Here is a 23,462-nt window from a genome sequence, read left to right on the forward strand (position 1 = left end):
AGGCCGTTTTTTATGCTTGTTTAGAGGGCGACTTAACGATTTCTGGCCAATACATTTTGACGTAACCTGCCGATACCCAAACCACTAACACAGTCGCAATACTGAGCTCTAAAAAGCCAAAATCGTGTAGCCAGTGCCAATGTGGATGCGATTCGGCAAAAAAGGAGGTTAAGCGGTGCATCGCAATGGCACTGATCACGGAAGGAAAGGTTACCGCCGCGATAGAAGGTTGAAACTTCAGTCGAAGTAAGCGGAAGTAACACAGGTAGATCAATAACGTCATTGTGATAGCAATCCCTGCTAATGCGCCAGTCAGTATCGGATCGGGCAGGGGAAAGTTCACCAAGTATGCCGCCAATGACAAGTTTACCGGTGCGGCCATAATTGCGAGGGTCGGCCTGGCTCGTCTCGGTAGAGATCCGAAAAACACCAAACGATAGAGCACCAGCGGTAACATAAAGAAATAAATGCCAATGCACATCATCGCTAAGGTTTCAGAGAATAGGTTGTGACCCAATTGGGAGCCTGCTAATGAGCTGCTGATCAGTCCCACTGGATAGAGAAACCAGCTAGGTACAATATTCGACATTTTGAAGTTCATTAGCTGAAAGCTAAAAAACAGTACCATCATAGTAAAATGCAGCAAAAGTGCCATAAACCAGAGTGGATAAGCAATGATTGGCGCTACAGAAGCAAGATAATCTGCAAGGATCAGTAACGCCATACTCATGGGGGCCATTAAGCTACCGCTCAATGGGTGACGAATGTCGACCATAAATAATCGTGGATTCGTGGCATATTTTATCAGCACAGGGGCGAGTAAAAGCGCGCCGAGTGACGCTAAAAATGGGCGTATTGGTTCACCAATTTCAGGGACATAGAGTGCCCAAGCTTGTCCTAAACCTATCATACCTAGCGCTAACGCGGCTTGAGACGGCGGAACGCTATAAAACTGCACAAGTCTTCTCCAGTTCAAATCTACTCCATTTGATTTTTGCCTGAATGAAACGAAACGTGATGATTTGGATGAAATGCTCTATTTGAGTAGCGAATACTAGCAAGTTTAGAGAGTGCTTACTCATGAAAGGTGGTGAGGAAATATCAGAGAATGGTGTTTTTGTGAGTTTGGTATCGAATATTTTGGAAAAGATGTAAAAATGTAGAGTTTATCGCTCCAAACCCTTCGATAGTTTGGAGCGAAATAATAACAAAGCGAGAATTATGTCGATTGGTTTTCAGGAAGATCCTGCTGACGTAACTTATCGTTTTTGATTGTACGATGTAGCAACTGGCTGTAAATCGGTTGTCCGCCAAACAACTGAGCAATAATCACGGCACCTAAACAAGTAATGATAAGTGGTAGAATTAAGTAGTAGTTATTGGTCATTTCAATCACCAACAAAATGCCCGTGATCGGTGCGCGTACCGTTGCAGCAAACAGGGCCCCCATGCCCGCAATAGCAAATACGCCAGGTTCGATATCAAGCGTAGGAAGCAACACATCAGCACTCGCTCCGAATGCATAGCCAAACAAGGTCCCCAGAGCAAGCATCGGTGCAAAGATACCGCCCGGCGCACCAGAGCCAAAGCATAGCAACGTCGTGATGACGCGACCAAAGAAAAGCAGAACTAAAACGGATACCGAGTAGTTGCCATTGGTAATATCAGGAATAAGGCCGATGCCACCGCCAGTTAGCTGTGGCACGTATAAGAGAAGCAGACCAAAAATGCCACCAAGTAGTGAACCCACGATTAAATAGCGTTTACGATCGTTTTTGTGAATTGCGACAAAACTGTCTTGTGCCACGGTAATCAATTTATTGAAGATCACTCCGAATACGCCAAACAATGCGCCAAGCAATAAAAACAACCAAAGTGACTGAAGCTCTGGAGAGTGATATTGCGGCATTGTGATGACAGCGTCTTGCCCGTTGATGGCACGAAACACAATATTGGCCATAATAGCAGAGATGATCACCGCGCGAATTGAGATCAGAGAATAGCGAAACTGAGGTCGCATTTCCTCCACAACGAACATAATGCCAGCGAGTGGGGCATTAAAGGCGGCAGCCAAACCACCAGCGGCACCTGAAGCGAGTAGGGAATGACGAGTATCGTCATCTTTCACACGGAAAATATCGGTCACCATTCGACCGACAGCACCGCCCATTTGCACCGTTGGGCCTTCACGACCGAGCACCATTCCGGAGCCAAGTGCGCCCATGCCGCCGAAGAATTTTACTGGCAGGACTCGCCACCAACGCACAGGGCGAATGTTGTCCATCGCGCCTTCAATTTCAGGGATGCCTGATCCCGCAGCCTCTGGAGCAAAGCGGTGAACAAGAAAGTAACCAACAAAAGCAAGTAGAGCACTGATCAGTACAGCAGCAAGCCAAAGAGGAAGTACGCTACCGATTTCGCTTCTCAGCCATTCGGTACGGGTTTCAGAAACAAAATGAACCGCAAGTTCGAAGTAAGTGCCGACAAAACCAGCTAGTGTGCCAACGATTGCGGCCATAATCAGGACAGAAAATGGTGTGGACCCTCGAGAGACAAACTGGTTAATCGCATCTTTCGGTACGTGCGCTAACACAGATTTCACAATTCTCTCTCGTTTGGTCATTAACAAGTTCTCCTGTTGCTGGTGGAAGGGACGCGAGAAAGTATACGCTTCGCAGAGTCTAGACCTAATCAATAAAGATGCAATTTAGCTTTTCACTATTGAGTGTTCGAAGTGTCGCGATATCATTCATTCACCAAAACTGTGCTATTGCTCTCATAATTTGGGATAAAAAACTTGTTTTTTGAGCAAAATGAACCATGCTTTAGGTGTAAAGCAACATGACTGCTTCAGAAGGAGGGATGTGAGGTTTTACACACAATTTGGATGGATTCAAACCCTACGGTAAGTCCTCGTTTTATGTTCGGGATGCATCAATAGACATCTTCGATTCGCACACTCACGATTGAGTAACGAGGTAGAGGCGCACGCAAATGTGCGCCTTCTTAATTTCTGCTCTACAACTTTCCGCACTACCTGCCACTATTTTTATCTTGAACAATTTCTACTAGTCGGTAATGTCTGGGTTCGATGTTAATCAACCAGAGTAATTCATGCGCTTTTATCCTCGAGTCCTGTTTTCTTTATGTTGTTTTTCGGTAACGTTTCCAGCATTTTCAACCCAGAGTTGGTGGCAGGACACGTTGTCTGCAATGCCGTACTCCAATTTAAGAGAGCGTATAGAAACAAAGGGAAGCTGGTATCGCTGTGACGTGCAGCAGCAAGATGCTTCAACGTATTTCAGCACATTTTGTTTGGACGATTTTTCGTACTATCAGCAGCATCTGTATGGTGAAGTTGTTTTGGGAAAGGACAGTGCTCAGTTCTCTTTTTTGACCGAATATCAATGGCAAAGTCTCAATGACTTAATCCTCAATTTAAGAAAAGACGGATTGGTTTTACGCAATATAACTATCGGACAAGAACACTATGACGTCGTTGAAGCGCTGGAAAAGAAATCTTCTGAGCTCGTCGATAAAGAAGTTATCTTGTTGATAAACCGCTATCCGCAAGAAACGATTCGAAGCTTATTTTGGGTAAAACCGGACGAGTTTTCGTCGCCATCACCGTCTTTAAATGTGGAATTGCACAGCGATGGCGAAATTATCGATGTTAAAGTGACTCGTTTTTAGATTCTTTATGGAGAGATAGGAAGGTCGCCATCGCAGACTCGTCTAAAAATCCATCCGATTTTTTGTGCGCACGCAGGTACTGATAGCCAGCGATGAGCTTACGGTGCTGTTCTTCTGCCTCATCTGGCAACGGCTGATTCATAACGTGTTGAAATGCAAGTTTGTACGCATCCATATCTACGACTTCAGCGCGGCGATATAAATAACCACATCCGGTCGCTAACCATTCAAGAGAGCAGTTGGCTCGCATCGCAATTTGATTTGCTTTCGTAAGGCTCGGTTCACTGCCTTTTAAATATTTGCGTATTAAAGCTTCAGACACATCAACGCGTCGTGCAAATCCGCTGATGCTTTCTTCTCCGATCAAGGTGGCTAGGCGTTGGGCAAAAGACATATTTCGTACTCCAGTTCGAATTGCCAAAGTTTACCCGTTGAGCCGATGTGAAAACAAGACTACGATGAATGCAGATCAATTGAAGGAGAAAAACCATGGTTGCAAAAGTTGTGACTGCACCAAAAGGCCCTGAGTTCTCAGAGCTGGTCCAAGGATATTGGCGTGCAGTTGATTGGGGCATGACTGCTCAAGAGCGTTTGTCATTCCTCAAGCAACATATTGAGTTAGGCATTACCACGGTCGATCACGCAGACATATACGGTAATTACGAGTGTGAGAAATTGTTTGGTGAAGCACTTGCTCTCGATAAGAGTGTGCGAGAGCAAATTCAGATCGTGACGAAATGCGACATCAATTTGTGTGGCGATAAAACGCCAGAGCGTAAGATCAATCACTACGACACGAGCTCAGCACATATCTACCAATCGGTGAATAACTCGCTAGAACGTTTGAATGTGGATGAAATCGACGTACTTTTAATTCATCGTCCTGACGTGTTAATGGATGCAGACGAGGTTGCAGAAGCATTTTCTGAGCTTCACAAAGTCGGCAAAGTGAAGCACTTTGGCGTGTCTAACTTCACTCCACGCCAGTTTGAACTGCTGCAATCTCGTTTGGGTAAGCCGTTGGTTACTAACCAAGTGGAAATCAACCCACTTAACTTTGAGGTTGCTCACGATGGAACGCTTGATCAAATGCAAATGTTGCGCACGCGACCAATGGCTTGGTCTTGCCTCGGTGGTGGTTCAATTTTTAGTGGTGACAGTGAGCAAGCTGTTCGTGTCCGTAACGAATTAGAAGCAATTCGTGAAGAAGTGGGCGCAGCGAGTATTGACCAAGTAATTTATGCCTGGGTACGTCGTTTGCCATCTAACCCTATTCCAATCATTGGCTCTGGTAAGATTGAGCGTGTGCAAACGGCAGTAAATGCGCTGAATATCGAATTGACTCGAGAGCAATGGTATCGCGTATGGGTGGCTTCTAAAGGTCACGGTGTGCCATAGAATTGATATCTTATCGATGAAATTATTATTAAAGGCATCCTCTAGCAGGGTGCCTTTTTAGTTTTAGCGCGTTACTGTTTACCCATTATGGAAATGGAAAGAATGAAATTCGAGCAAAAATGGGCTTTGGATGTTAGCTGCAACTTTTTGCTTACTTTGGGTGGAGGCGTTTTATCCATGTTTGTTTCATGTCACTAAACAGCGAATGGGATGTTTGCTTTTTCGCCATTTTGTTCACTCATCGATTCATATTGCGTATGCTTATTGAATAAAAAAGAAATAAAAACTCGTCAGTTTTCTCGTATTACATGCTGTAACAATCTGTTAGACTCCGGCGCAGATTGTGGAATATAAAAAGGTGATTGAATGTCTTTTCCCGTACTCATCTGTGATGATTCAGCGTTAGCACGCAAACAGATGGCGAGATCACTACCAGCCACATTGAATGCCGATATTACGTTTGCTATCCACGGAAAAAATGCGCTAGAAGAACTCGAAAAGAATGAGTTTAAATTGATGTTTCTTGATTTGACCATGCCAGAAATGGATGGCTTTGAAACACTAGAAAACATGCAGCGGTTAGGGAATAAAACTCCCGTGGTTGTGGTGTCGGGGGATATCCAACCTAAAGCGAAAGAACGTGTGTTCGCACTGGGTGCAAAAGCGTTTATTCAAAAACCGATCGCCAAAGATGAACTCAAGAATGCGCTTAAAGAGTTGGTTGAGCCAGAGCCTCGTCCTCAAATTATCACGCCTGTTTCTATTGAGTTACCGATTATACGTCGTCGCGATATTTACATGGAAGTGGCGAACGTCTCTATTGGTCGAGCCGCAGATGCCTTGGCGCGTCACTTTGATGTGTTTGTGCAGTTACCGCTTCCGAACGTTAATATCTTCGAAGTGAGTGAACTACACATGGCTCTCCGTGACTTAGCGTCGCATGACAACGTATCGGGCGTTTGTCAGGGCTTTTGTGGCGAAGGTATTGCGGGTGAAGCGCTGGTGATTTTGAGCGATTCGAGCGTATCGGATCTCAAGAAATTGATGAAAGTGCCGGCTGACAGCGACGAACTGGAAGAGCTTGAGCTGCTCATGGATATTTCCAATATCTTGGTGGGGTCATTCTTAAATGGCTTGGGCGAACAATCTGAAGTGCGATTCTTCCAAAGCCCTCCAGTGCTTCTTGGTCAGCATATATCAATTGATTCGATCATTGAGTCTACGACGGGCGCATTCAGCCGCACCATGACATTCGAGGTGAGCTACAACATTGAGGGAACGTCAATCCGTTGTGATTTATTGTTTATGTTCGTCGATGAATCTTTGCCGCTGCTCGATAACAAACTGTCATATCTAATGGAGGAGTTCTAATGTTGAATATGCCAGCAGAGTTTGAACAATTCCATTGGATGGTCGACATGGTACAAAACGTCGACATGGGGCTCGTCGTCATTGACCGAGATTATAATGTGCAAGTGTGGAATGGGTTTATGACTCATCATAGCGGTTTGCAATCTCATGACGCAATTGGTCGTTCTATCTTTGATATCTTCCCTGAAATCCCGCAGGAATGGTTTAAGTTAAAAACAAAGCCCGTGTATGATTTAGGTTGCCGCAGCTTTATTACGTGGCGCCAGCGTCCTTACTTGTTTCGCTGCCGTAACGTACGCCCTGTCACACAGCAAGCGGAGTTTATGTACCAGAACGTTACGTTGAACCCCATGCGTACACCGACTGGGAAAATCAATTCGTTGTTTTTATCTATACAAGACGCGACGGCTGAAGCATTGATGTCTCAGAGTCAGTAGCGATAAAAAACTTTCTCAAAAGCCAAGGTTCGCCTTGGCTTTTTTGTATACTTATAATTGTGTTTCCTAATGCGCAGAACGTGAAGATGGACTTTAATATCGCCCTAAAACTCTACACCGCAGAACAAGTAAAAAACGGTGAAACGCTGGCAGCGCAAATGGCTGGTGTTTCTATGTATAGCCTAATGCAACGCGCAGGTATGGCTGTGTATGAGCGTTTTTTACACTTGTATCCCAAATCAAAAAATATCTTGGTCATTTGTGGCAAAGGGAATAATGGTGGTGACGGATACGTATTTGCCTCGCTTGCTAAACAAGCGCAACTCAATGTACAGGTTTTCCAACTTGGTGATGTGACTGCGCTCAAAGGTGATGCTTTACGCGCATATCAAGATTGGCAGTCCATCGATGGTGTTAACAATGATTGGGATGAGTGGAATACCGCATTGCTAGAAGCCGATGTGATCATTGATGCCATGTTAGGCACTGGTTTAAGTGGTGAGGTTCGTTCGGAGTACCGTCGCTACATTGAGCAAATCAATCAAATTCACACCCCAGTGATTGCAGTCGATATTCCTTCCGGGTTGTGTGCAAATACAGGTGCTATTTTAGGCGATGCCATTCATGCTGAGCATACTGTAACCTTCATTGGTGTTAAGCAAGGCTTATGCACCGGACAAGCGAGAGATCGAGTTGGTGAACTCCACTTTTGTGGATTGGGTGTAAATGTTGAGTTTGATTCTATCGAAGTAGAAAGTGCACTAGGTATTGATCATCAGGTTGTTTCAAGGTTAATGCCCAAGCCAAACCCGACAGCACACAAAGGTGACAATGGCAAACTACTTTGCGTCGGTGGTAACCAAGGTATGTCAGGAGCGATTCGTTTATGTTCCTCCGCTGCGGTTAGAGCCGGAGCGGGTTTAACTGCCGCAATTACTCACCCGAGTAGCCTTATTCCACTACAGATTGGCTGCCCAGAAGTAATGAGCCAAAGCATCACCGCTGACTTACTCAGGGATACTGAGAACGACTTAACCAAACGCATTCGCTGGGCTGAAGTATTGGTGTTTGGTCCAGGTTTTGGTGATGATGAGTGGGCTTATCAAGCCTATCAATATCTGGCTCAAGAACAGAAACCTAAAGTTGTTGATGCTGATGGGCTCAATATTCTAGCGATGCTAAGCCAACGATGTGATGGCACTTTGGTGTGCGACAACCAGCGAGTGATCACGCCGCATCCTGGAGAGGCAGCTCGACTATTAAATGTGACCACTCAACAAATAGAAAGTGACCGATATTCTGCTGCAAGACAACTGCAAGAGCGTTATGGCGGTGTGGTGGTTTTAAAAGGCGCGGGAACACTTATTTACGATGGAACGAGAATGTACGTCTGCCTAGCGGGTAACGCCGGAATGGCGACGGGCGGAATGGGAGATGTGCTATCTGGTGTTATTGGTGCGTTGCTAGCTAAAGGGTTACCCATTTCCATTGCGGCACGTTTAGGTGTGGTACTCCACAGTCATGCTGCGGATATAAACGTGAGTCAGCATGGTCAAATTGGTCTTTTGGCAAGTGATGTTATAGGCACACTTCGTACCGCTATTACTCAACAAATCGATAGGACGTAGCTAGATCTCGCCCATCACTATGAAAAAATGATCGATTTTTTTGGAGTACTTTTTCCGAATTAGCAGCGCATCTTAGTATTAGGTGATTGAGTTTTAGGCAGATTTGAGAGGTGATGCGTTTTCATTTTAAAGGTATGACGCAAAGGTTTGCGCAATAGGTTAACTTAAACGTTTTCTTAAGTTGTTGATAATTATAAATAATGAGAAAAAATAACGACTTGAGGAGTGTTTTTGATATGCGATTATCAAGATGGTATCACAAAAAAAATTCAAATATCAGACTTGTAGGAAATAAATCACAGCCTATAATGCTGAAAACCGGAGCGTCTGCCAACGCTCCGGTTTTTTTGTGTCCGAAGAACAGTGAACTCGTCTGCCAACGAAATCACTACGCACTCTGAGATGACACATATACATATGAATCAAGGAATTACACAATGCGTATCGAACAAGAACTTAAGTTAGGTTTTAAAGATGTACTGTTTCGCCCGAAACGTTCTACCCTTAAGAGCCGTTCTCAAGTAAATTTAACCCGCGATTTTACATTCAAGCATAGTGGTCGTCAATGGTCTGGTGTGCCTGTAATCGCAGCAAACATGGATTCGGTTGGTAGCTTTGCAATGGCTAAAGCGCTAGCTGAGCATGGTGTAATGACTGCTGTTCACAAACATTACACGGTAGAAGATTGGGCTGAGTTTGCTAAATCAGCTGATAAAGCAACCCTGAATAACGTAATGGTGTCTACGGGAACATCTGACGCAGACTTCCAAAAAACCAAAGATATTATGGCGCTTTCAGATGAATTTATTTTCATCTGTATCGACATTGCAAATGGTTACTCAGAGCATTTAGTCGAGTATGTTGAACGCGTGCGAGCAGAGTTCCCAGACAAGGTGATTTCTGCGGGTAACGTGGTTACTGGTGATATGTGTGAAGAGTTGATCCTCGCTGGTGCAGACATCGTGAAAGTAGGCATTGGCCCTGGCTCAGTTTGTACAACTCGTGTAAAAACGGGTGTTGGTTACCCGCAGCTTTCTGCAATCATCGAGTGTGGCGATGCAGCGCACGGCCTTGGTGGCATGATCATCGGTGACGGCGGTTGCTCATGCGCAGGTGATGTATCAAAAGCATTCGGCGGCGGTGCGGACTTTGTTATGCTAGGCGGCATGTTAGCGGGTCACGAAGAGTCAGGCGGCGAAGTGATCGAGAAAGACGGCGAGAAGTTCATGAAGTTCTATGGCATGTCGTCGAAGAGCGCGATGGAGAAGCACTCAGGTGGTGTTGCTGGCTACCGCGCAGCCGAAGGCAAAACCGTGTTATTGCCATACCGTGGCAGCGTTCACGGCACTATTCAAGACATCCTTGGTGGCGTTCGCTCAACTTGTACATACGTGGGTGCAGCAAAGCTTAAAGAGCTAACCAAGCGTACTACATTCATCCGCGTTCAAGAACAAGAGAACAACGTGTTCGGTAAAGAGTAAATCGACTGAATGTAACAAGTATAAATGTTGAAACAACCATAAATTGATATTTACAACCATATATTGATATTTGGTGCAACCATAATTTGATATTGCCTCTTCATAGTCTAGACTTATGTAAGTTTACGACAAAATCGAGAAGAGGCAATATTATGTCTGCTCTACCTTCTTCTTCTACTGTCACCCTGATTGCACTTGAAAGTGCATTTGTTACTCCTGCTCGAAACTTAACTAAGTCGCGTGGGAAAAACATACACCGTTACGTCAGTGCTAAGATGGGAAAAAGAGTTACAGTAGAATCTTTTTTAGAATGTGCTGCTTGTTATCATTTTGATTTTGAGCCCAGCATCGTTCGCTTTTGTTCTCAGCCGATAAGATTTTCATACGGTCTAAATGGTAAGACCCATACTTATGTTCCAGACTTTCTAGTTCAATTTGATACCGGTGAATTTAAGTTGTACGAAGTAAAGTCCGATATGGAAAGCTCAAAAGAGGAATTTCAATGTGAATGGGAAGCAAAAGTCCAAGGCGCGTTTGAGCTAGGTTTGGAGCTAGAGCTGGTTACAGAGGAAGAAATACTGGATGAGGTCATATTTAGCAACCTTAAGCTTTTGCATCGATATGCTTCAAGAGATAACTTGAATCACTTTCATCAAACTCTCCTTACCACATTCAAGTTGAATGGTACCCAAACCGCACAGAGTTTAGGACACCACCTTGGCCTAAATGGAAGAAAAGTATTACCATTCCTGTGTGATTTGCTCTCTCGAAACTTACTCCAAACAAGCTTAGATACGCCACTATCACTCGAGTCTGAATTTGAATTGGGTTGGTATGACTAAGAAATCATTTTCAAGTTTTCATCGGAAGTCAGCATTTCAGCAAGAAAAACTTGAGCCGAATGATAGGGTTGTTGATGATACCAACGATGTCGATGAAGCAACATATCAAGATATATCCGCATTTCCTGACAATATAGCCATTCAGATTACTTTTCGTCTAAGTATCCTTCGTTATTTAGCCAGTAAGTGCGAACAAATCATTCCAAAGACTATCGAACCGCAACGCGTCGCACTACAACGGTTACACGACAGGAAGATTCCAAGTGCGATATCAATATACCGGTGGTGGTTAGTTTTCAGAGCGTCTGGTTGTAACCCAGTTAGCTTAGCTCCCAAGAATAAAAATAAGGGTAACAGTAAAGCGAAAGTACCAACATTCGTTGATGCCTTGATGGAACAAGCTGTAGAAAGAGTTATCTCTGGGCGAAAAGTGCGTATAAGAAGTGCCTACAAGCGCGTGCGAAGGAAATTACGCCAGCATAATCTGAACAATGGAACGAAGTACAAATACCCAACTTATGAATCTCTTCGGAAACGGGTTAAAAAGAAGACCCCTTTCGAATTACTAGCCGCGAAGAAGGGCGAGCGAGTCGCTAAAAGAGAGTTCCGTCGGATGGGGAAAAAGATATTGACTTCCTACGTGCTTGAGAGGGTAGAAATAGATCATACAGTGGTGGATGTCTTTGCTGTACATGAGGAGCATCGCGTGCCATTAGGACGACCTTGGCTTACTCAATTAGTCGATTGTTACAGCAGAGCAGTTATAGGCTTTTACCTTGGGTTTGAGCCACCGAGCTACGTATCAGTGTCACTTGCTCTTAAAAATGCAATACTGCGGAAAGATGACCTTTTGAGCTCGTTCGACTCAGTAGAAAATGAATGGCTATGTTACGGTATCCCTGACTTACTCGTAACTGATAATGGTAAAGAGTTTTTGTCTAAAGCTTTTGATAAAGCATGTGAATCACTGTTGATCAATGTACATCAAAGCAGAGTCGAAACGCCCGACGATAAACCGCATGTTGAACGCAACTACGGTACTATCAATACTTCTCTGCTAGATGATTTACCAGGGAAAGCTTTCAGCCAATACCTTCAGAGAGAAGGTTACGATTCAGTGGGCGAAGCTACTCTTACATTGGATGAAATTAAAGAAATTTACTTAATTTGGTTAGTCGATATTTATCATACAAAATCTAACCAGCGAGGTACTAATTGTCCGAATGTAGCATGGAAAAGGGGATGTCAAGAATGGGAGCCTGAAGAGTTTAATGGATCTAAAGATGAGTTGGACTTTAAATTCGCTATTGTTGATCAAAAACAACTAACCAAAGCTGGTGTAACTGTTTATAAAGAACTGACATACAGTAGTGAACGTTTAGCGGAGTATAGGGGTAAGAAAGGAAATCATAAAGTTCAGTTCAAATATAATCCGGAGTGTATGGCGGTCATTTGGGTGTTAGATGAAGACCTGAACGAGTACTTCACGGTTCACGCAATAGACTACGAATATGCAAGTAGAGTCTCTCTCTGGCAACATAAATACAATATGAAGTATCAAGCAGAGTTAAATTCAGCAGAATATGACGAAGACAAGGAAATTGATGCAGAGATAAAAATTGAAGAAATCGCTGACCGTTCAATTGTTAAGACTAAGAAAATCAGAGCCCGGAGGCGTGGTGCTAGACATCAAGAGAATAGCGCAAGAGCAAAATCCATCAGCGATGCCAAGCCTGTCCCATCCCAGAAACATGAAGACGAAATTGTAATTGTTGATAATGAAGATTGGGATATTGATTATGTTTAAGAAATCATCAGATGAATGAAACTCGAGAAGCACGCATCTCAAAAGCTAAAAGAGCATTTGTATCCACGCCGAGTGTTACGAAAATCTTATGCTACATGGATAGATGTAGAGATTTATCAGACTTCGATTCTGAGCCTACTTGCATGATGGTCTATGGTGCTTCGGGCGTCGGTAAAACGACCATTATCAAAAAATATTTAAATCAAAACAGGCGAGATTCTGAAGTTGGGGGCGATATAATTCCAGTCTTGCATATAGAGCTGCCGGACAATGCGAAACCGGTAGATGCTGCGAGGGAGTTGCTGGTTGAAATGGGGGATCCGCTAGCGCTTTATGAAACAGATTTAGCCAGATTGACGAAAAAACTGATTGATTTAATCCCGGTGGTTGGTGTGAAGTTGATTATTATCGATGAGTTCCAGCATTTAGTAGAAGAAAGGTCAAATCGGGTTCTCACGCAAGTAGGTAACTGGCTAAAAATGATACTCAACAAAACGAAATGTCCAATCGTTCTTTTCGGCATGCCATATTCAAAGGTTGTACTACAAGCTAACTCGCAACTTCATGGACGATTTTCCATTCAGTTCGAACTGAGACCCTTCAGTTACCAGGGAGGTGAAGGCGTATTCAAAACTTTTTTGGAGTACCTCGATAAAGCTTTACCTTTTGAAAAGCAGGCTGGCTTAGCTAACGAAAGTTTGCAGAAAAAATTGTATGCATTCTCTCAAGGAAACATGCGCTCATTGAGAAACCTCATTTATCAAGCATCTATTGAAGCAATTGATAATCAGCATGCGACGATCACCGAAGAAGATTTTGTTTTTGCATCGAAGTTGACCTCGAGTGATAAACCTATTACCTGGAAAAATCCTTTTGATGAGGGTGTTAAAGTGACGGAAGATATGTTGCGGCCGCCACCAAAGGATATTGGGTGGGAGGATTATTATCATAACGTTAAACCCAAAAACCAAAGACGCAAGGGTAGTAATATGTTTGAATAAGGTAAAATAAATATATCCTGTGGGTTGGAGGGTATGTTACAGATTTATAAAGAGGAAAACGCCTCTATAACCCGTTCCCTAAAATGGCCCAAAGTGAACGAGTTAAACGACGTATAGGTTTCTTCTGCGGCCTGTTCACCAGAACCATCTGACCAGACTAAACTTCCCCGAATTTTTGGTGTAACCAAAGATGGCATTTCGCCTGTACTTATCGATGATGGCGATTGCTGTTCGTTAAGCTCTGGTGACTTAACATAAAGACAAGACTCTGGAATATCTTGTTCAATTTCCTCAGAAAATTTAACTAGGCTCGCTTCTGCGAACGTGTATAACCAAGCTTCTTGATTGTTACCATCGGTGATTCTTAGAATTCGCCCTAACACCTGACGGAAGTACAATTCGGTACGGACATTACTTAGATGACAGCAGACCTGAAGCCTTGGTATATCAGTTCCTTCACTGATCATTCCGATACTAATGATCCATGGTGAGTTTTCTCTTTTGAAGCTTTCGATGATGTTTTGGGCATCAGGATCTTGGTAAGACACCAATACGCTAGGTTGCTTCAATTGTTCGTTCAGGATGACTTGTATTTGCCGCGCATGGGCAACCGACGCAGCTACGATAAGTCCGGCAGCATTGTGATTTGACGATCTAATCGAATGTAACTTATCTACTGAAAGTCCAAGAATATAAGTCAACGCATCTTTATCTTGTAAGATACTGGAATAATTAATTTTCTGTTCTTTGAACATCGCTTGAATCGATGAGTAGGATTTACTTTCATCGATACTGGTATATTTCAGTTGTTCATTATCTACCAACACCAGTTTCGGTTTTCTACAAACGTTATCGGTAATTGCTTGCTTTAAAGTGTACTGATAGTCACAGATTATTCGTCCTTCAGGATCGCTGTACGAACTTAAGGATATGGGTAAGCAATCTGATCTCCAAGGCGTACCCGTAAGGGCCAAAGTGTACGTTGCCGCATTTTGAACTTTTAAAATTATCTGCTCACCCCAAGCATTAGCTTCAGCTAGTGTTTCACCCGAGCAGTGATGTATCTCATCAAATATCACTAATACACGGTATTTCGATATGGTTTCCCAAAAGGAGTCGTCTAGATACTGGATAGCTTGATACGTTAGTGATGTTCCTAATGATCCCAATTTACCATTGAACGAACATTGCAATACGCCCGCGAAAGTTGTCGTAAAGCCATTAGCTACGTTTACTGAAGGCGAAAAGCAAAGGATGAGATCGACCATATCTGCATTGACTAGGTGCTTACTTAAGTAAGCAGACATAATTGTTTTCCCTGATCCTGGTGTTGCTTGAGTGAGAAAATGTTTGCTGCCCGATTGGTATTTATTGATAGCTGCTTCTATACAGTCACTTTGCCATTTTCTAAGCATTAACAGCCTCCGATTGAAGTAGATCAATTGTTTTTGTAATGGCAGTGATTTGACCGGTCAAAGTGACAGATTGCTGTGCGGATTGTTCGTGAAGATGTCGGACTTTTTCCTGAGTTTGAGGAAACCGAACCATAATTGAGCGGTACTCGTCTATTTCTGCTAGCAATATAGCCAGCTCTGCATTCAGGCGAACTTTAATTTTATCCAGTTCGCATATATGTGACTCTTGCTTTAATGGCGTTTCCATAGTGGGGGAGACGTGTGTGCTATTGTTCGAATTTTCATTTGAGACAGTCACTAGTTGTTCGAATAATTTCGTTTTACGGAAAACTTTTTTATGCCGAGTGCCTGAAGTGATTAAAAAACCATCTTTTACCATCGCATTTAGGTGTCTAGATACAAAAAGACGAACGGTACCATTTTTCTTCTCCTGCATTGTCGTAGCCAAAAGACAGTCTCGTACTGTAGGTATGTTGAACTCCTTTGATTTCAAATCAATAAGGATTTTTATGATGTCTTGATGGGCAGAACAAGATTGTGGCATGTTAACAACTTCAACTTTTTAGGATATACAAAATTATTGCGGATTATAGTCCGTGGTAATGTATGCATCAAGAACGGATAGTCTTTCTTTTTAATGTGTATTGGAAATGAAAGACTTAGCGAAAAAATTTGGCATCAATGTTCGCAATATGCGTAAAGACAAAGGTATTTCTCAAGACAAACTGGCGCTTTCTGCTGATATTGATCGGAGCTATGTTGGGCGAATAGAAAGGGGAGAAGTGAACATCACTCTCGAAAAGGCCTATCAAATAGCTGAAGTTCTCCGGTGTGATGTTCGAGACTTGTTGCCTTAAAAAATTGGTAGCGGTTCGGCTAAATAGTGAGATCTGTTTTAGGTTCTGACCCCCACCATTTTTAACACTAATCACAATCTTCCTAATATCTACTTATTCAGCAGTGTCTGATCGTGAACTCGAATGAACGTGGTACGTTTTTTATCAAATACTTTTTCAGCATTAATGAGGATTATAATCCTCGTTAATGCATAAATCAAATAGCCTTTTAAAGGCTATTTGTGAGTTAAATCTGCCTATGCGGCGGTGAACTGTGCATCAGGCCATCCTGGATTTTGTCCTTCATTATCAGCTGCCTATGCGGCGGTGAATAATGGTCAATTTAAAGATAGTGTATATTTATTAATCTGTTAATCGGTAAAGAAAAATAATATTTTTTATTTTAATGGCTAAATTTTTTGTTTAAAAATCATATGTCTATCGAGTATGAATATTAAATTGGTCAAATTACGGGAACAGGACCACTTTCAAGCTCTTGATTTGCTAACCCATAGCTTGAAAACGTCCATTGTCCATCTGGAACTGTATCAAGTGGTTGATATTGCAAATTTAGCCTGAATGATTTGCCACTACGGGTACTTGTTATCGGTATCGAGTGATAATGTCCTAACACGAGGTCTTTTGGGGCAAATCGAATAGGTGAATCACCTCTATTTATAGCTCGTTTAGCCAGACGTTCGGCTCTGATTCTTTGTCCATTCGGTGTCGCTTGGTCGATTTTTTGATTGCGCCGGAAAACAGCCAAATTGCATTGTTCAGGAACCGATTTTGACTGCGATATGTTTAGGTATCCAAGCGCTGTCATTTCAGAAAAATAGGTCTGTTGAAGTAAAAAGTCCAGTTCGAGCTGGTTGGGTGAGATAAAACTAATTTTGTCACCGATGGTCTCTTCTCCCCACTCAGGAAAAGACACTCCGATAGTGTTGATTGTGTACTTAGTACATACACCATGAAGAACCTTCAGACAGTGTCCCACTAATGCTTCGTTATTTTTTATTTTTGGCAAAAAGGTGACTGTTCGATAGTAAAGTATCATGTCGTCATTCCCCTTTTTCCTGAAATAACCCACCTTTGATTAGATTAGCCATAAGGAAATGCATATCTTTGAGTTCGTCTTGACTTAACTCTTTGGCATCTTTCAGTAGATCAACCAATTCGTCGATTCGCTTTAAAATACTAAAGAAGTCCTTTCTTGTATCGGGATGTCGATATGCAGTACTGTTTTCTCGATCTACACCGTAGTGACCAACCCGAATTGGTTCCTCGGCGTCCGGATACCAAGTATCTATAGTAGCGATAGCCGCCCCAGTTTTGTAACAGCCCATAATGGGTGATTTGATACCATCAATGATGGTCGATTGATAGAGACGGTTGTTCTCTTTTTTGGCTGCTTCTTTAAACATTTGGCTAGGATAAAGCTGCGCCATCGTGGGTTTGATTAAGTTAGCTTTTACCTCCAATATGCATAAGCCCATAGGATCTGTGAAAGCTTCTTTTACTTGTTCAATCAGCTTGTTCCAGTTGAGTAAGTCGTTGGTCGATCTATCGCCTTTGAGATATTTGCGTATATCATCAATGATAATTGGCTCTCCTTCCCAAGGCCATGGCCGAATTTCTATGGAGACACAATAACTTCGTTTAGTGTTGTGCCAAAGCCAGGTGCCTAGTGCAATATTAGTGAGGTACTTGATTATTAGTTCTTCTAACCCTACGCGTCGGTTATATAGGTTAACAAATTCTCGAAGTGTCTTTTTTACGTTGGCCTCTGAACATTTATAAGGCTTGAGTAATTCAGAAGAAAAGGAAACGGAGAAACAACACTCTATTGATTTCGCTCCATATGGCACAGAACAATAGTCCAACTCATGAATATTGCCGTCGACCAGCGTATTCATTTTTAAGTTATTTCGTACGGCGCCAGAACCATCATAGCCAACGTGTGAACCTTCGTTAAGGCCAAGGATTGTGCGACTGTAACAAGGCAGTGGCTCTTTGTATCCATCTGGCCAAATGACTAAAAAGGCAACATCTGAAGGGGAAATTGAGCGTTCATAGGCTAGATGGATAGGAAGCTTCACTTGATACTCCTTGGTAGTAAGCAGACGCCAAATGGTTGGATTTGATAGCGCCAAAATAGATCATCTAAATTGGTCGATTTTGTTACGGTTCTAGGCTTAACAAATCCCAAGATATTTTCGACAAGGGCATGAGGGTAGTCTCGTAGCGAACTAGGTTTTGTTGTGGATGGTTCTAAATACTGGTATCCCATCACTGTCAACCATAAATTATTGTGATTGGTAGCTATATCGACTATTGAATCAGTTGATATTAAAGACAAGTCAGGTTCAAACGACAGCCAACTACCAAGTGGATTTTTTATTGCCTGTATTGCGGGTAATGGCTTGGGAAACGCTCCTATTTCTTGAATGCCATCAATGGACAATCGGATTGTGCCCCTCGCAAAGCGTTTTGGAAGTAATGCCACCATTTTTTCAGCGGGTATAGTTTTTGATTCTGATGTTTTGATAATTAGACTGATACAACTATCGAATTGATAGTCATCATAGATAGCAGGAGGTGCTATTTTTTCTTGTTCATCTTTGCGTACTTTTGCCTTTTTAATCGGCTCTTTGGTTAACCCTCGCTTTTCCAAGTGATAGTCATGGATGCATATGGCAAAACTATCAATGGTAAAACTCGTCAGTACAAGCTGCATATTCCGTTCGAACGCATGGATAAATCCATAAAGCGACATCATTGAAAATAGTCCTACACTGACCGATGAACTTATGGCAGAACCTCCAGAGATTCTGAGTTCAGGGATCAAAAGGTACTGACTATTCGTTGTCGGTTTTCTATCTTCTTTGTAAGCGTTATCTTCTCCAGTATTTTCTATAAGTTGTATGAATAACCGAGTCAACTTAGGTTGGTAAGCGTATCTTTTTATAATACGTTTGGAAGCTATGTCGTTATTAAGTTGTTCCGCTAACTCAGCCTGAGACAGGGCTTCTGTATTTGTACGAGAGCTTAACCAGCGATTCACCATAGAACGAATGGAAGATTTTACTATCGCCATATTACGTGGCTTATCATTATGGGTAACTAGCCATTGTTCTGATCTTAGAAACTGCTCTACTGATTGAATAGCTTCTTTGGTGAGCCAGTTTGGTAGTTCTGAAATATAGTGGTGTCGTTTATCTTTGATGTAGGGTTTCGTTTCAATCAGGCGAAATCGGCCACCACAACTGGCTGAAAGTAGCCCCATATTGGTTGCTCGGTCAAATCCCATAAGGGCCGTTTGTCGATAATGCTGTTCTAGTGATTGATAAACACAACTTTGCATAGCTTGAGATGCGACGGGAGAGAAAGACAGATAACTATCCCGACCATCCGGAAAAGAAACTTGGCTGAGGTAATTACCGGTTAAATCAACATCAATGAGTTCGCCGGGGATTTGAGAAAGCAGCTTTGCTGCCAGTTTTTTATTTTTCTCATAACACCCAAGTTTTTTGAGTGTACTCCAAAGTGGGTGTTCACTATCCGTTAACGCTCTGGCTAAACAGCATGGTTGTCCAGCCCATAAAAATTCAGAGGTAAAAAACAGACAGCGATTGATATCAGAGGAATCCTTTGAGTAAGTCCATCCTACGTTAGGCAGTTTGCTCGACGTGATGAAATAAGCCGGAAGGTTATCAGGTGCTACTGTTCGAATTGTGCCTGTAGAACGAATATCAGGAAATTTAACATTATGGCTGTGACGGTATTGGGCTGGTTTTAAGACTGCAGCCCACCATTTGTGATCCCTCAGTTTTTCTTTACAACGCTCTTTATCAAGAAGATTTTTGTTGGATATCCCTTTCTCTGTCAGATTGACTAAGATAGTCAATGCCGTCATCGGATTGTCAGTGATATCAATCAGTGGGGATAATGGACGAAATGACCGTTTAGTTGAAGATATTAATTCTTCATATTTAGTAGTTGCCAATAGCTCATCTAAAGTCATTTTATCACCATCGTGAGGTATAAAATGAACGGTTGAATTCATCTGTCTGAAATTCAGCTAACCAAAGGCAGAAGACGTCACCAAAATGAAAAATGCAGTTTGTTAGACTCATCGGTTCATAACGTTTCCTGTTTTGTATGGGAATCAACAATCCTTGTTCTGACATAGACGCTACTTCTTCAGTACTGCAGCCTAAAATTAGAGAAACCTCAAAGGCGCTTAGTCTTAGGTTTGCAATCAATCCATTGTTTTCCCACAAATGATTTTCTAGATAATGGAAAAGCTCTCTCAGTATCAAGTTGTATTGTAGATTTCGACCTGGCAAGTTTATTGAGCTAAAAAGTATTTCCCCTAGTAAGTCTTTAAGTCTCCATTGGTTGGGTGCTACCAGTGAGTAGGTCTGATTGTAACTAAGAGTTTCGTGAATTAGGTTATGAAAGGAATCGGGCCAATTTTCCCAAAAAATAGTGAAGCTCTCTGTTTCCAGTTCTTTTGATTTTTTATTGTGCATCCACCAATGAACTAGCCCCCAACGATAACTTACGGGAGCTGCTGGTAACCATTTTATGGTTTCACCTGCTAGCCAGTGAGAAATGTCGGATGACCTATCAGCTGGCTTTTCTAATAAATGATTTAGTGTCGCTCCACATGAGCAGCAAACTAGTTGTAAACCGCTTACTCGGTAGTCGTAAGGTTCGCCACATTGACAGTTATAGGTTAGAGCGAGGTCGTGAATATGGCAGTAGTCATAACCTTCAAAATGCCATAAATAGCTGGCGTATCCATTTTCCTGAAGGCAAACGGGGCATACCGGGATGATATTGGTCCTTAGTAAAGATCGAGGGAAAACCTCGCAACCACGGATAAGTGCTGTTACTGATGGGGAATATTTAAGTGGTGAACGATTAATGGTTAACTTCAGTAAATCAACGGGCTCAGTAAATGTTAATTGACTTATCTGATGGAGAGCATGACTTCTAGCAGCTGAGCTATGTTTTGATGAATATGGGTTTATTCGACGGATATCAGTGGGGAATGAGGAAAATTTCTCAGAATCCCCATCGCACAAATAGTGTTTAAGTGCAGATAAAAAACGATCAACATCTTGGTAACCATTTCTGTTTGCGATTCGGATTAAATAGCTCTCAAGACTTTCATCTTCGAATGGCTTTGGTCGTTGCAGTAACATCATCTTCATCAATATCCCACTCACTTGCATTAAGCTCAGCTAAAGCTCTTTGAGTTGAATGTTGATACTTAACTCTTGATTAAATTAATGCGAATAGTTTTACGTCACTTTGTGGTTTTGATCAAAATAATGTTTTAAAACATGATGTTACTGCGATTTCAATATTTAGCGTTGATCATGTTTAGAGAATTTCTGGGATTAACTACCGATCTCGCGAACTTCTCAGAGTTAGGGGATTAAGAAGAGGGAAGGAAATATTGCCCTCCCACGATACAAATTAGCTAATTTTTATATCACCGCGGCGAACTAGCATACAGAATCTTGCATAGTCCTGACTGTATACAAATACTCGGTGCGGGACACTAGCGCCAGCCATAAACTTATCAAATGCAGTAAGAGTGTTTGTAGGTAAACTAGAGGGATCTACGACTTTAAAAGGCACGTTTGCCATACTGAACTCTTCCAAGTTTGGTAAAAGCTCGTCAAATTCATTCTTCATAAAGTACACCGAATGGTAGTTAGGTTCGGCCAGATTCTATTGATTATGGCTTAAATGGCAAGGTGCTGATTAACTTAGTTTATTTTTACACGATTTGGAAAATTACATGATTCATGTAATTCTTAAAATCGTGTAATTTTAGTGAGTTTGTAATAGGTGATGTTGTCGCAGTCTAAGCCCGCTTTTTTAGATACAGTTTGTATTAAATTTTTAAGGGTAATATCGTTCATTGTTTCATATACATGGTATTGTGTAGTGCACGGAATTTATGTTCGGTGAATCAATATGTTGAAATAGAAAGGTAAACATGAAAAGTCGACGTGTACTAGTTAGCTGGATTGGCGATACGGATTTGAAATCAACAGGTCATGACCCCCAAAAAAATGAACCGATTGGTCCAATTGCTTCTACATTGGAAACTGAAGCGTTTGACGCTGCTGAGTTTATTTATAATTACCCTGATGAGCGTGTATTGCCATATCTTGATTGGCTAAAGAGCCAAACAGATGTTCCTGTTAATGCCAAATTTGCCAACCTATCATCACCAATAAATTTCAGCGAAATTTATCTTCAAGCAAGTAAACACCTTTCTTCGTTTGATGTTAATAACGATCATTTGTCCATCCTACTCAGTCCTGGCACTCCTGCGATGCAGGCTGTTTGGATACTACTGGGCAAGACTCGTTATGCCTGTGACTTTTATCAGTCCTCCATTCAACAAGGCGTTCAAAAGATAGAGATTCCTTTTGAATTGTCGGCAGAATACATTCCCGCTGCGAAAACGCTAGCCAGCGATAAAATTGGACAATTAGCACAAGCGAGTACGCCAATAGATGCTGCATTCGACAATATCATTACTCGTAATCCTCGAATGTTGAAACTTAAAGCTCAGGCACAAGTTATTGCTGAGCATGACGTGCCAGTGCTTATCTATGGTGAAACAGGAACCGGTAAAGAATTATTTGCTAGAGCTATCCATAACGCGAGCAATCGAGCGAAACAACCTTTCATTGCTTTGAACTGTGGTGCTATTCCTTCTGAATTGGTGGACTCTGTTCTTTTTGGTCATAAAAAGGGAGCGTTCACCGGTGCAACGGCGGATAAACCTGGTGTGTTTGAACAGGCGAATGGTGGCTCTTTATTTTTAGACGAATTTGGAGAGTTGGAAGCTAACGTTCAAGTTCGTCTGTTACGAGTTCTACAGGAAGGCTCGTTTACTCCTGTCGGTGGCACGAAAGAGCAGGAAGTCAATGTTCGATTGATTACTGCAACTCACCGGAACTTAATGGAAGCCGTCTCGAATGGAACTTTCCGAGAAGATTTGTTTTATCGAATTGCAGTTGGAGTATTGCATTTACCACCGCTCAGAGAGCGCGAAGGCGATTTATTGCTTATAGCTGACTCTCTACTTGAAACGTTAAGTTCGCAAGAATCAAGTTTAGAGCGTAAAATAATTTCTCCTGATGCAAAAAATCTTATCCTGAAACATTCATGGAAGGGGAACGTTCGGGAATTGCAATCGACTTTGTTGCGAGCATTGCTTTGGTGTGAAGATAAAACCATTACTTCTGATGATATTCGACAAGCATTGTTCCAAATGCCAGAAAAAGACGCAGGTGTAATACATAAGGATATATCTCAAGGTGTTGATATTAATGGTATTATTGGTAAGGTTGCATCTCAATATATTCGTCAGGCGCTTGAACATTGTAATGGAAACAAAACGAATGCGGCAAAACTTCTTGGCTTGAAAAGCTATCAAAATCTGAATAATTGGATGGATAAATACGGTATTTCCTAACGAGGGAATAAACTTGGCACGGTCTTCGCTATAAGTCATA

At 42.2% G+C, this 23,462-nt stretch carries 21 protein-coding genes; 11 read left to right on the forward strand and 10 right to left on the reverse strand.

Annotation, left to right across the window (positions count from 1 at the left end):
* Window positions 1-10 precede the first annotated feature (10 nt).
* Together ACWYVB_RS11040 and clcA are read right to left on the reverse strand one after the other, a co-directional pair.
* The gene (locus ACWYVB_RS11040; RefSeq protein ID WP_101911903.1) at window positions 11-976 is read right to left on the reverse strand and encodes a TDT family transporter; all 966 of its coding nucleotides are present in this window, start codon (window positions 974-976) and stop codon (window positions 11-13) included.
* A 243-nt stretch (window positions 977-1,219) separates the two neighbouring features.
* Window positions 1,220-2,623, reverse strand: a complete 1,404-nt coding sequence (clcA, locus tag ACWYVB_RS11045) for a H(+)/Cl(-) exchange transporter ClcA (protein ID WP_005396086.1) — start codon at window positions 2,621-2,623, stop codon at window positions 1,220-1,222.
* Between the two features lie 491 nt (window positions 2,624-3,114).
* On the opposite strand from clcA, the gene ACWYVB_RS11050 reads away from it, so the two are divergent.
* A complete protein-coding gene (locus tag ACWYVB_RS11050; protein WP_256894317.1) occupies window positions 3,115-3,693 on the forward strand; it encodes a hypothetical protein in 579 nt (192 codons plus the stop codon).
* On the opposite strand, the gene ACWYVB_RS11055 is transcribed toward ACWYVB_RS11050, so the two are convergent.
* Window positions 3,674-4,087, reverse strand: a complete 414-nt coding sequence (locus ACWYVB_RS11055) for a helix-turn-helix domain-containing protein (protein WP_005396084.1) — start codon at window positions 4,085-4,087, stop codon at window positions 3,674-3,676. The two genes, ACWYVB_RS11050 and ACWYVB_RS11055, sit on opposite strands and share 20 nt — an antisense overlap.
* Window positions 4,088-4,182: 95 nt before the next feature.
* On the opposite strand from ACWYVB_RS11055, the gene ACWYVB_RS11060 reads away from it, so the two are divergent.
* The 8 genes from ACWYVB_RS11060 (at window position 4,183) to ACWYVB_RS11095 (ending at window position 13,658) form a co-directional block, all read left to right on the forward strand.
* The gene (locus ACWYVB_RS11060; RefSeq protein WP_203343429.1) at window positions 4,183-5,091 is read left to right on the forward strand and encodes an aldo/keto reductase; all 909 of its coding nucleotides are present in this window, start codon (window positions 4,183-4,185) and stop codon (window positions 5,089-5,091) included.
* A 366-nt stretch (window positions 5,092-5,457) separates the two neighbouring features.
* Complete coding sequence (locus ACWYVB_RS11065; RefSeq protein WP_170892090.1) at window positions 5,458-6,462, forward strand: response regulator; 1,005 nt, start codon at window positions 5,458-5,460, stop codon at window positions 6,460-6,462.
* Entirely contained in the window at window positions 6,462-6,899 is a 438-nt protein-coding gene (locus tag ACWYVB_RS11070; RefSeq protein ID WP_005396081.1) for a PAS domain-containing protein, read from the forward strand. Before ACWYVB_RS11065 ends, ACWYVB_RS11070 begins: the two co-directional genes overlap by 1 nt.
* 86 nt (window positions 6,900-6,985) lie before the next feature.
* Window positions 6,986-8,527, forward strand: a complete 1,542-nt coding sequence (locus ACWYVB_RS11075) for an NAD(P)H-hydrate dehydratase (RefSeq protein WP_317410381.1) — start codon at window positions 6,986-6,988, stop codon at window positions 8,525-8,527.
* 437 nt (window positions 8,528-8,964) lie between these two features.
* A complete protein-coding gene (locus ACWYVB_RS11080; protein WP_005396079.1) occupies window positions 8,965-10,008 on the forward strand; it encodes a GMP reductase in 1,044 nt (347 codons plus the stop codon).
* Window positions 10,009-10,160: 152 nt separating this feature from the next.
* Entirely contained in the window at window positions 10,161-10,850 is a 690-nt protein-coding gene (locus ACWYVB_RS11085; protein WP_457528945.1) for a Tn7 transposase TnsA N-terminal domain-containing protein, read from the forward strand.
* Entirely contained in the window at window positions 10,843-12,657 is a 1,815-nt protein-coding gene (locus ACWYVB_RS11090) for a Mu transposase C-terminal domain-containing protein (RefSeq protein ID WP_447073738.1), read from the forward strand. Before ACWYVB_RS11085 ends, ACWYVB_RS11090 begins: the two co-directional genes overlap by 8 nt.
* An 11-nt stretch (window positions 12,658-12,668) precedes the next feature.
* Complete coding sequence (locus tag ACWYVB_RS11095; RefSeq protein ID WP_447073736.1) at window positions 12,669-13,658, forward strand: TniB family NTP-binding protein; 990 nt, start codon at window positions 12,669-12,671, stop codon at window positions 13,656-13,658.
* Between the two features lie 44 nt (window positions 13,659-13,702).
* Here the strand turns inward: ACWYVB_RS11095 and ACWYVB_RS11100 are convergent, their stop codons facing one another.
* Both ACWYVB_RS11100 and ACWYVB_RS11105 read right to left on the reverse strand, forming a co-directional pair.
* Window positions 13,703-15,073: a DEAD/DEAH box helicase gene (locus ACWYVB_RS11100; protein WP_447073734.1), complete on the reverse strand. Its 1,371-nt coding sequence runs from the start codon at window positions 15,071-15,073 to the stop codon at window positions 13,703-13,705.
* On the reverse strand, window positions 15,066-15,521 hold the full coding sequence (locus tag ACWYVB_RS11105; RefSeq protein WP_447073732.1) for a hypothetical protein: 456 nt from the start codon (window positions 15,519-15,521) through the stop codon (window positions 15,066-15,068). The genes ACWYVB_RS11100 and ACWYVB_RS11105 overlap by 8 nt, the downstream gene beginning before the upstream one ends.
* Before the next feature lie 202 nt (window positions 15,522-15,723).
* On the opposite strand from ACWYVB_RS11105, the gene ACWYVB_RS11110 reads away from it, so the two are divergent.
* A complete protein-coding gene (locus ACWYVB_RS11110; RefSeq protein WP_069504078.1) occupies window positions 15,724-15,930 on the forward strand; it encodes a helix-turn-helix domain-containing protein in 207 nt (68 codons plus the stop codon).
* A gap of 442 nt (window positions 15,931-16,372) precedes the next feature.
* Here the strand turns inward: ACWYVB_RS11110 and cas6f are convergent, their stop codons facing one another.
* The 5 genes from cas6f to ACWYVB_RS11135 form a co-directional block, all read right to left on the reverse strand.
* Window positions 16,373-16,966 (reverse strand): type I-F CRISPR-associated endoribonuclease Cas6/Csy4, encoded by a 594-nt coding sequence (gene cas6f / locus ACWYVB_RS11115; RefSeq protein WP_457528949.1) that lies wholly within the window; start codon window positions 16,964-16,966, stop codon window positions 16,373-16,375.
* A 4-nt stretch (window positions 16,967-16,970) separates the two neighbouring features.
* The gene (gene csy3, locus ACWYVB_RS11120) at window positions 16,971-18,008 is read right to left on the reverse strand and encodes a type I-F CRISPR-associated protein Csy3 (RefSeq protein WP_447073187.1); all 1,038 of its coding nucleotides are present in this window, start codon (window positions 18,006-18,008) and stop codon (window positions 16,971-16,973) included.
* Window positions 18,005-19,933 carry a type I-F CRISPR-associated protein Csy2 gene (locus ACWYVB_RS11125; RefSeq protein WP_457528951.1) on the reverse strand — a complete coding sequence of 643 codons (1,929 nt, stop codon included), beginning with the start codon at window positions 19,931-19,933 and terminating at the stop codon, window positions 18,005-18,007. The genes csy3 and ACWYVB_RS11125 overlap by 4 nt, the downstream gene beginning before the upstream one ends.
* A gap of 4 nt (window positions 19,934-19,937) precedes the next feature.
* Window positions 19,938-21,125 carry a TniQ family protein gene (locus ACWYVB_RS11130; RefSeq protein ID WP_457528953.1) on the reverse strand — a complete coding sequence of 396 codons (1,188 nt, stop codon included), beginning with the start codon at window positions 21,123-21,125 and terminating at the stop codon, window positions 19,938-19,940.
* Window positions 21,126-21,399: 274 nt separating this feature from the next.
* Entirely contained in the window at window positions 21,400-21,621 is a 222-nt protein-coding gene (locus tag ACWYVB_RS11135; protein WP_238851186.1) for a hypothetical protein, read from the reverse strand.
* Window positions 21,622-21,928: 307 nt separating this feature from the next.
* Between ACWYVB_RS11135 and ACWYVB_RS11140 the strand changes: the two genes are divergently transcribed.
* Window positions 21,929-23,422, forward strand: coding sequence for a sigma-54 interaction domain-containing protein (locus ACWYVB_RS11140; protein ID WP_447073184.1), 1,494 nt, complete (start codon window positions 21,929-21,931; stop codon window positions 23,420-23,422).
* Window positions 23,423-23,462 lie beyond the last annotated feature (40 nt).

It is taken from the genome of Vibrio sp. JZG10 (assembly GCF_054064075.1).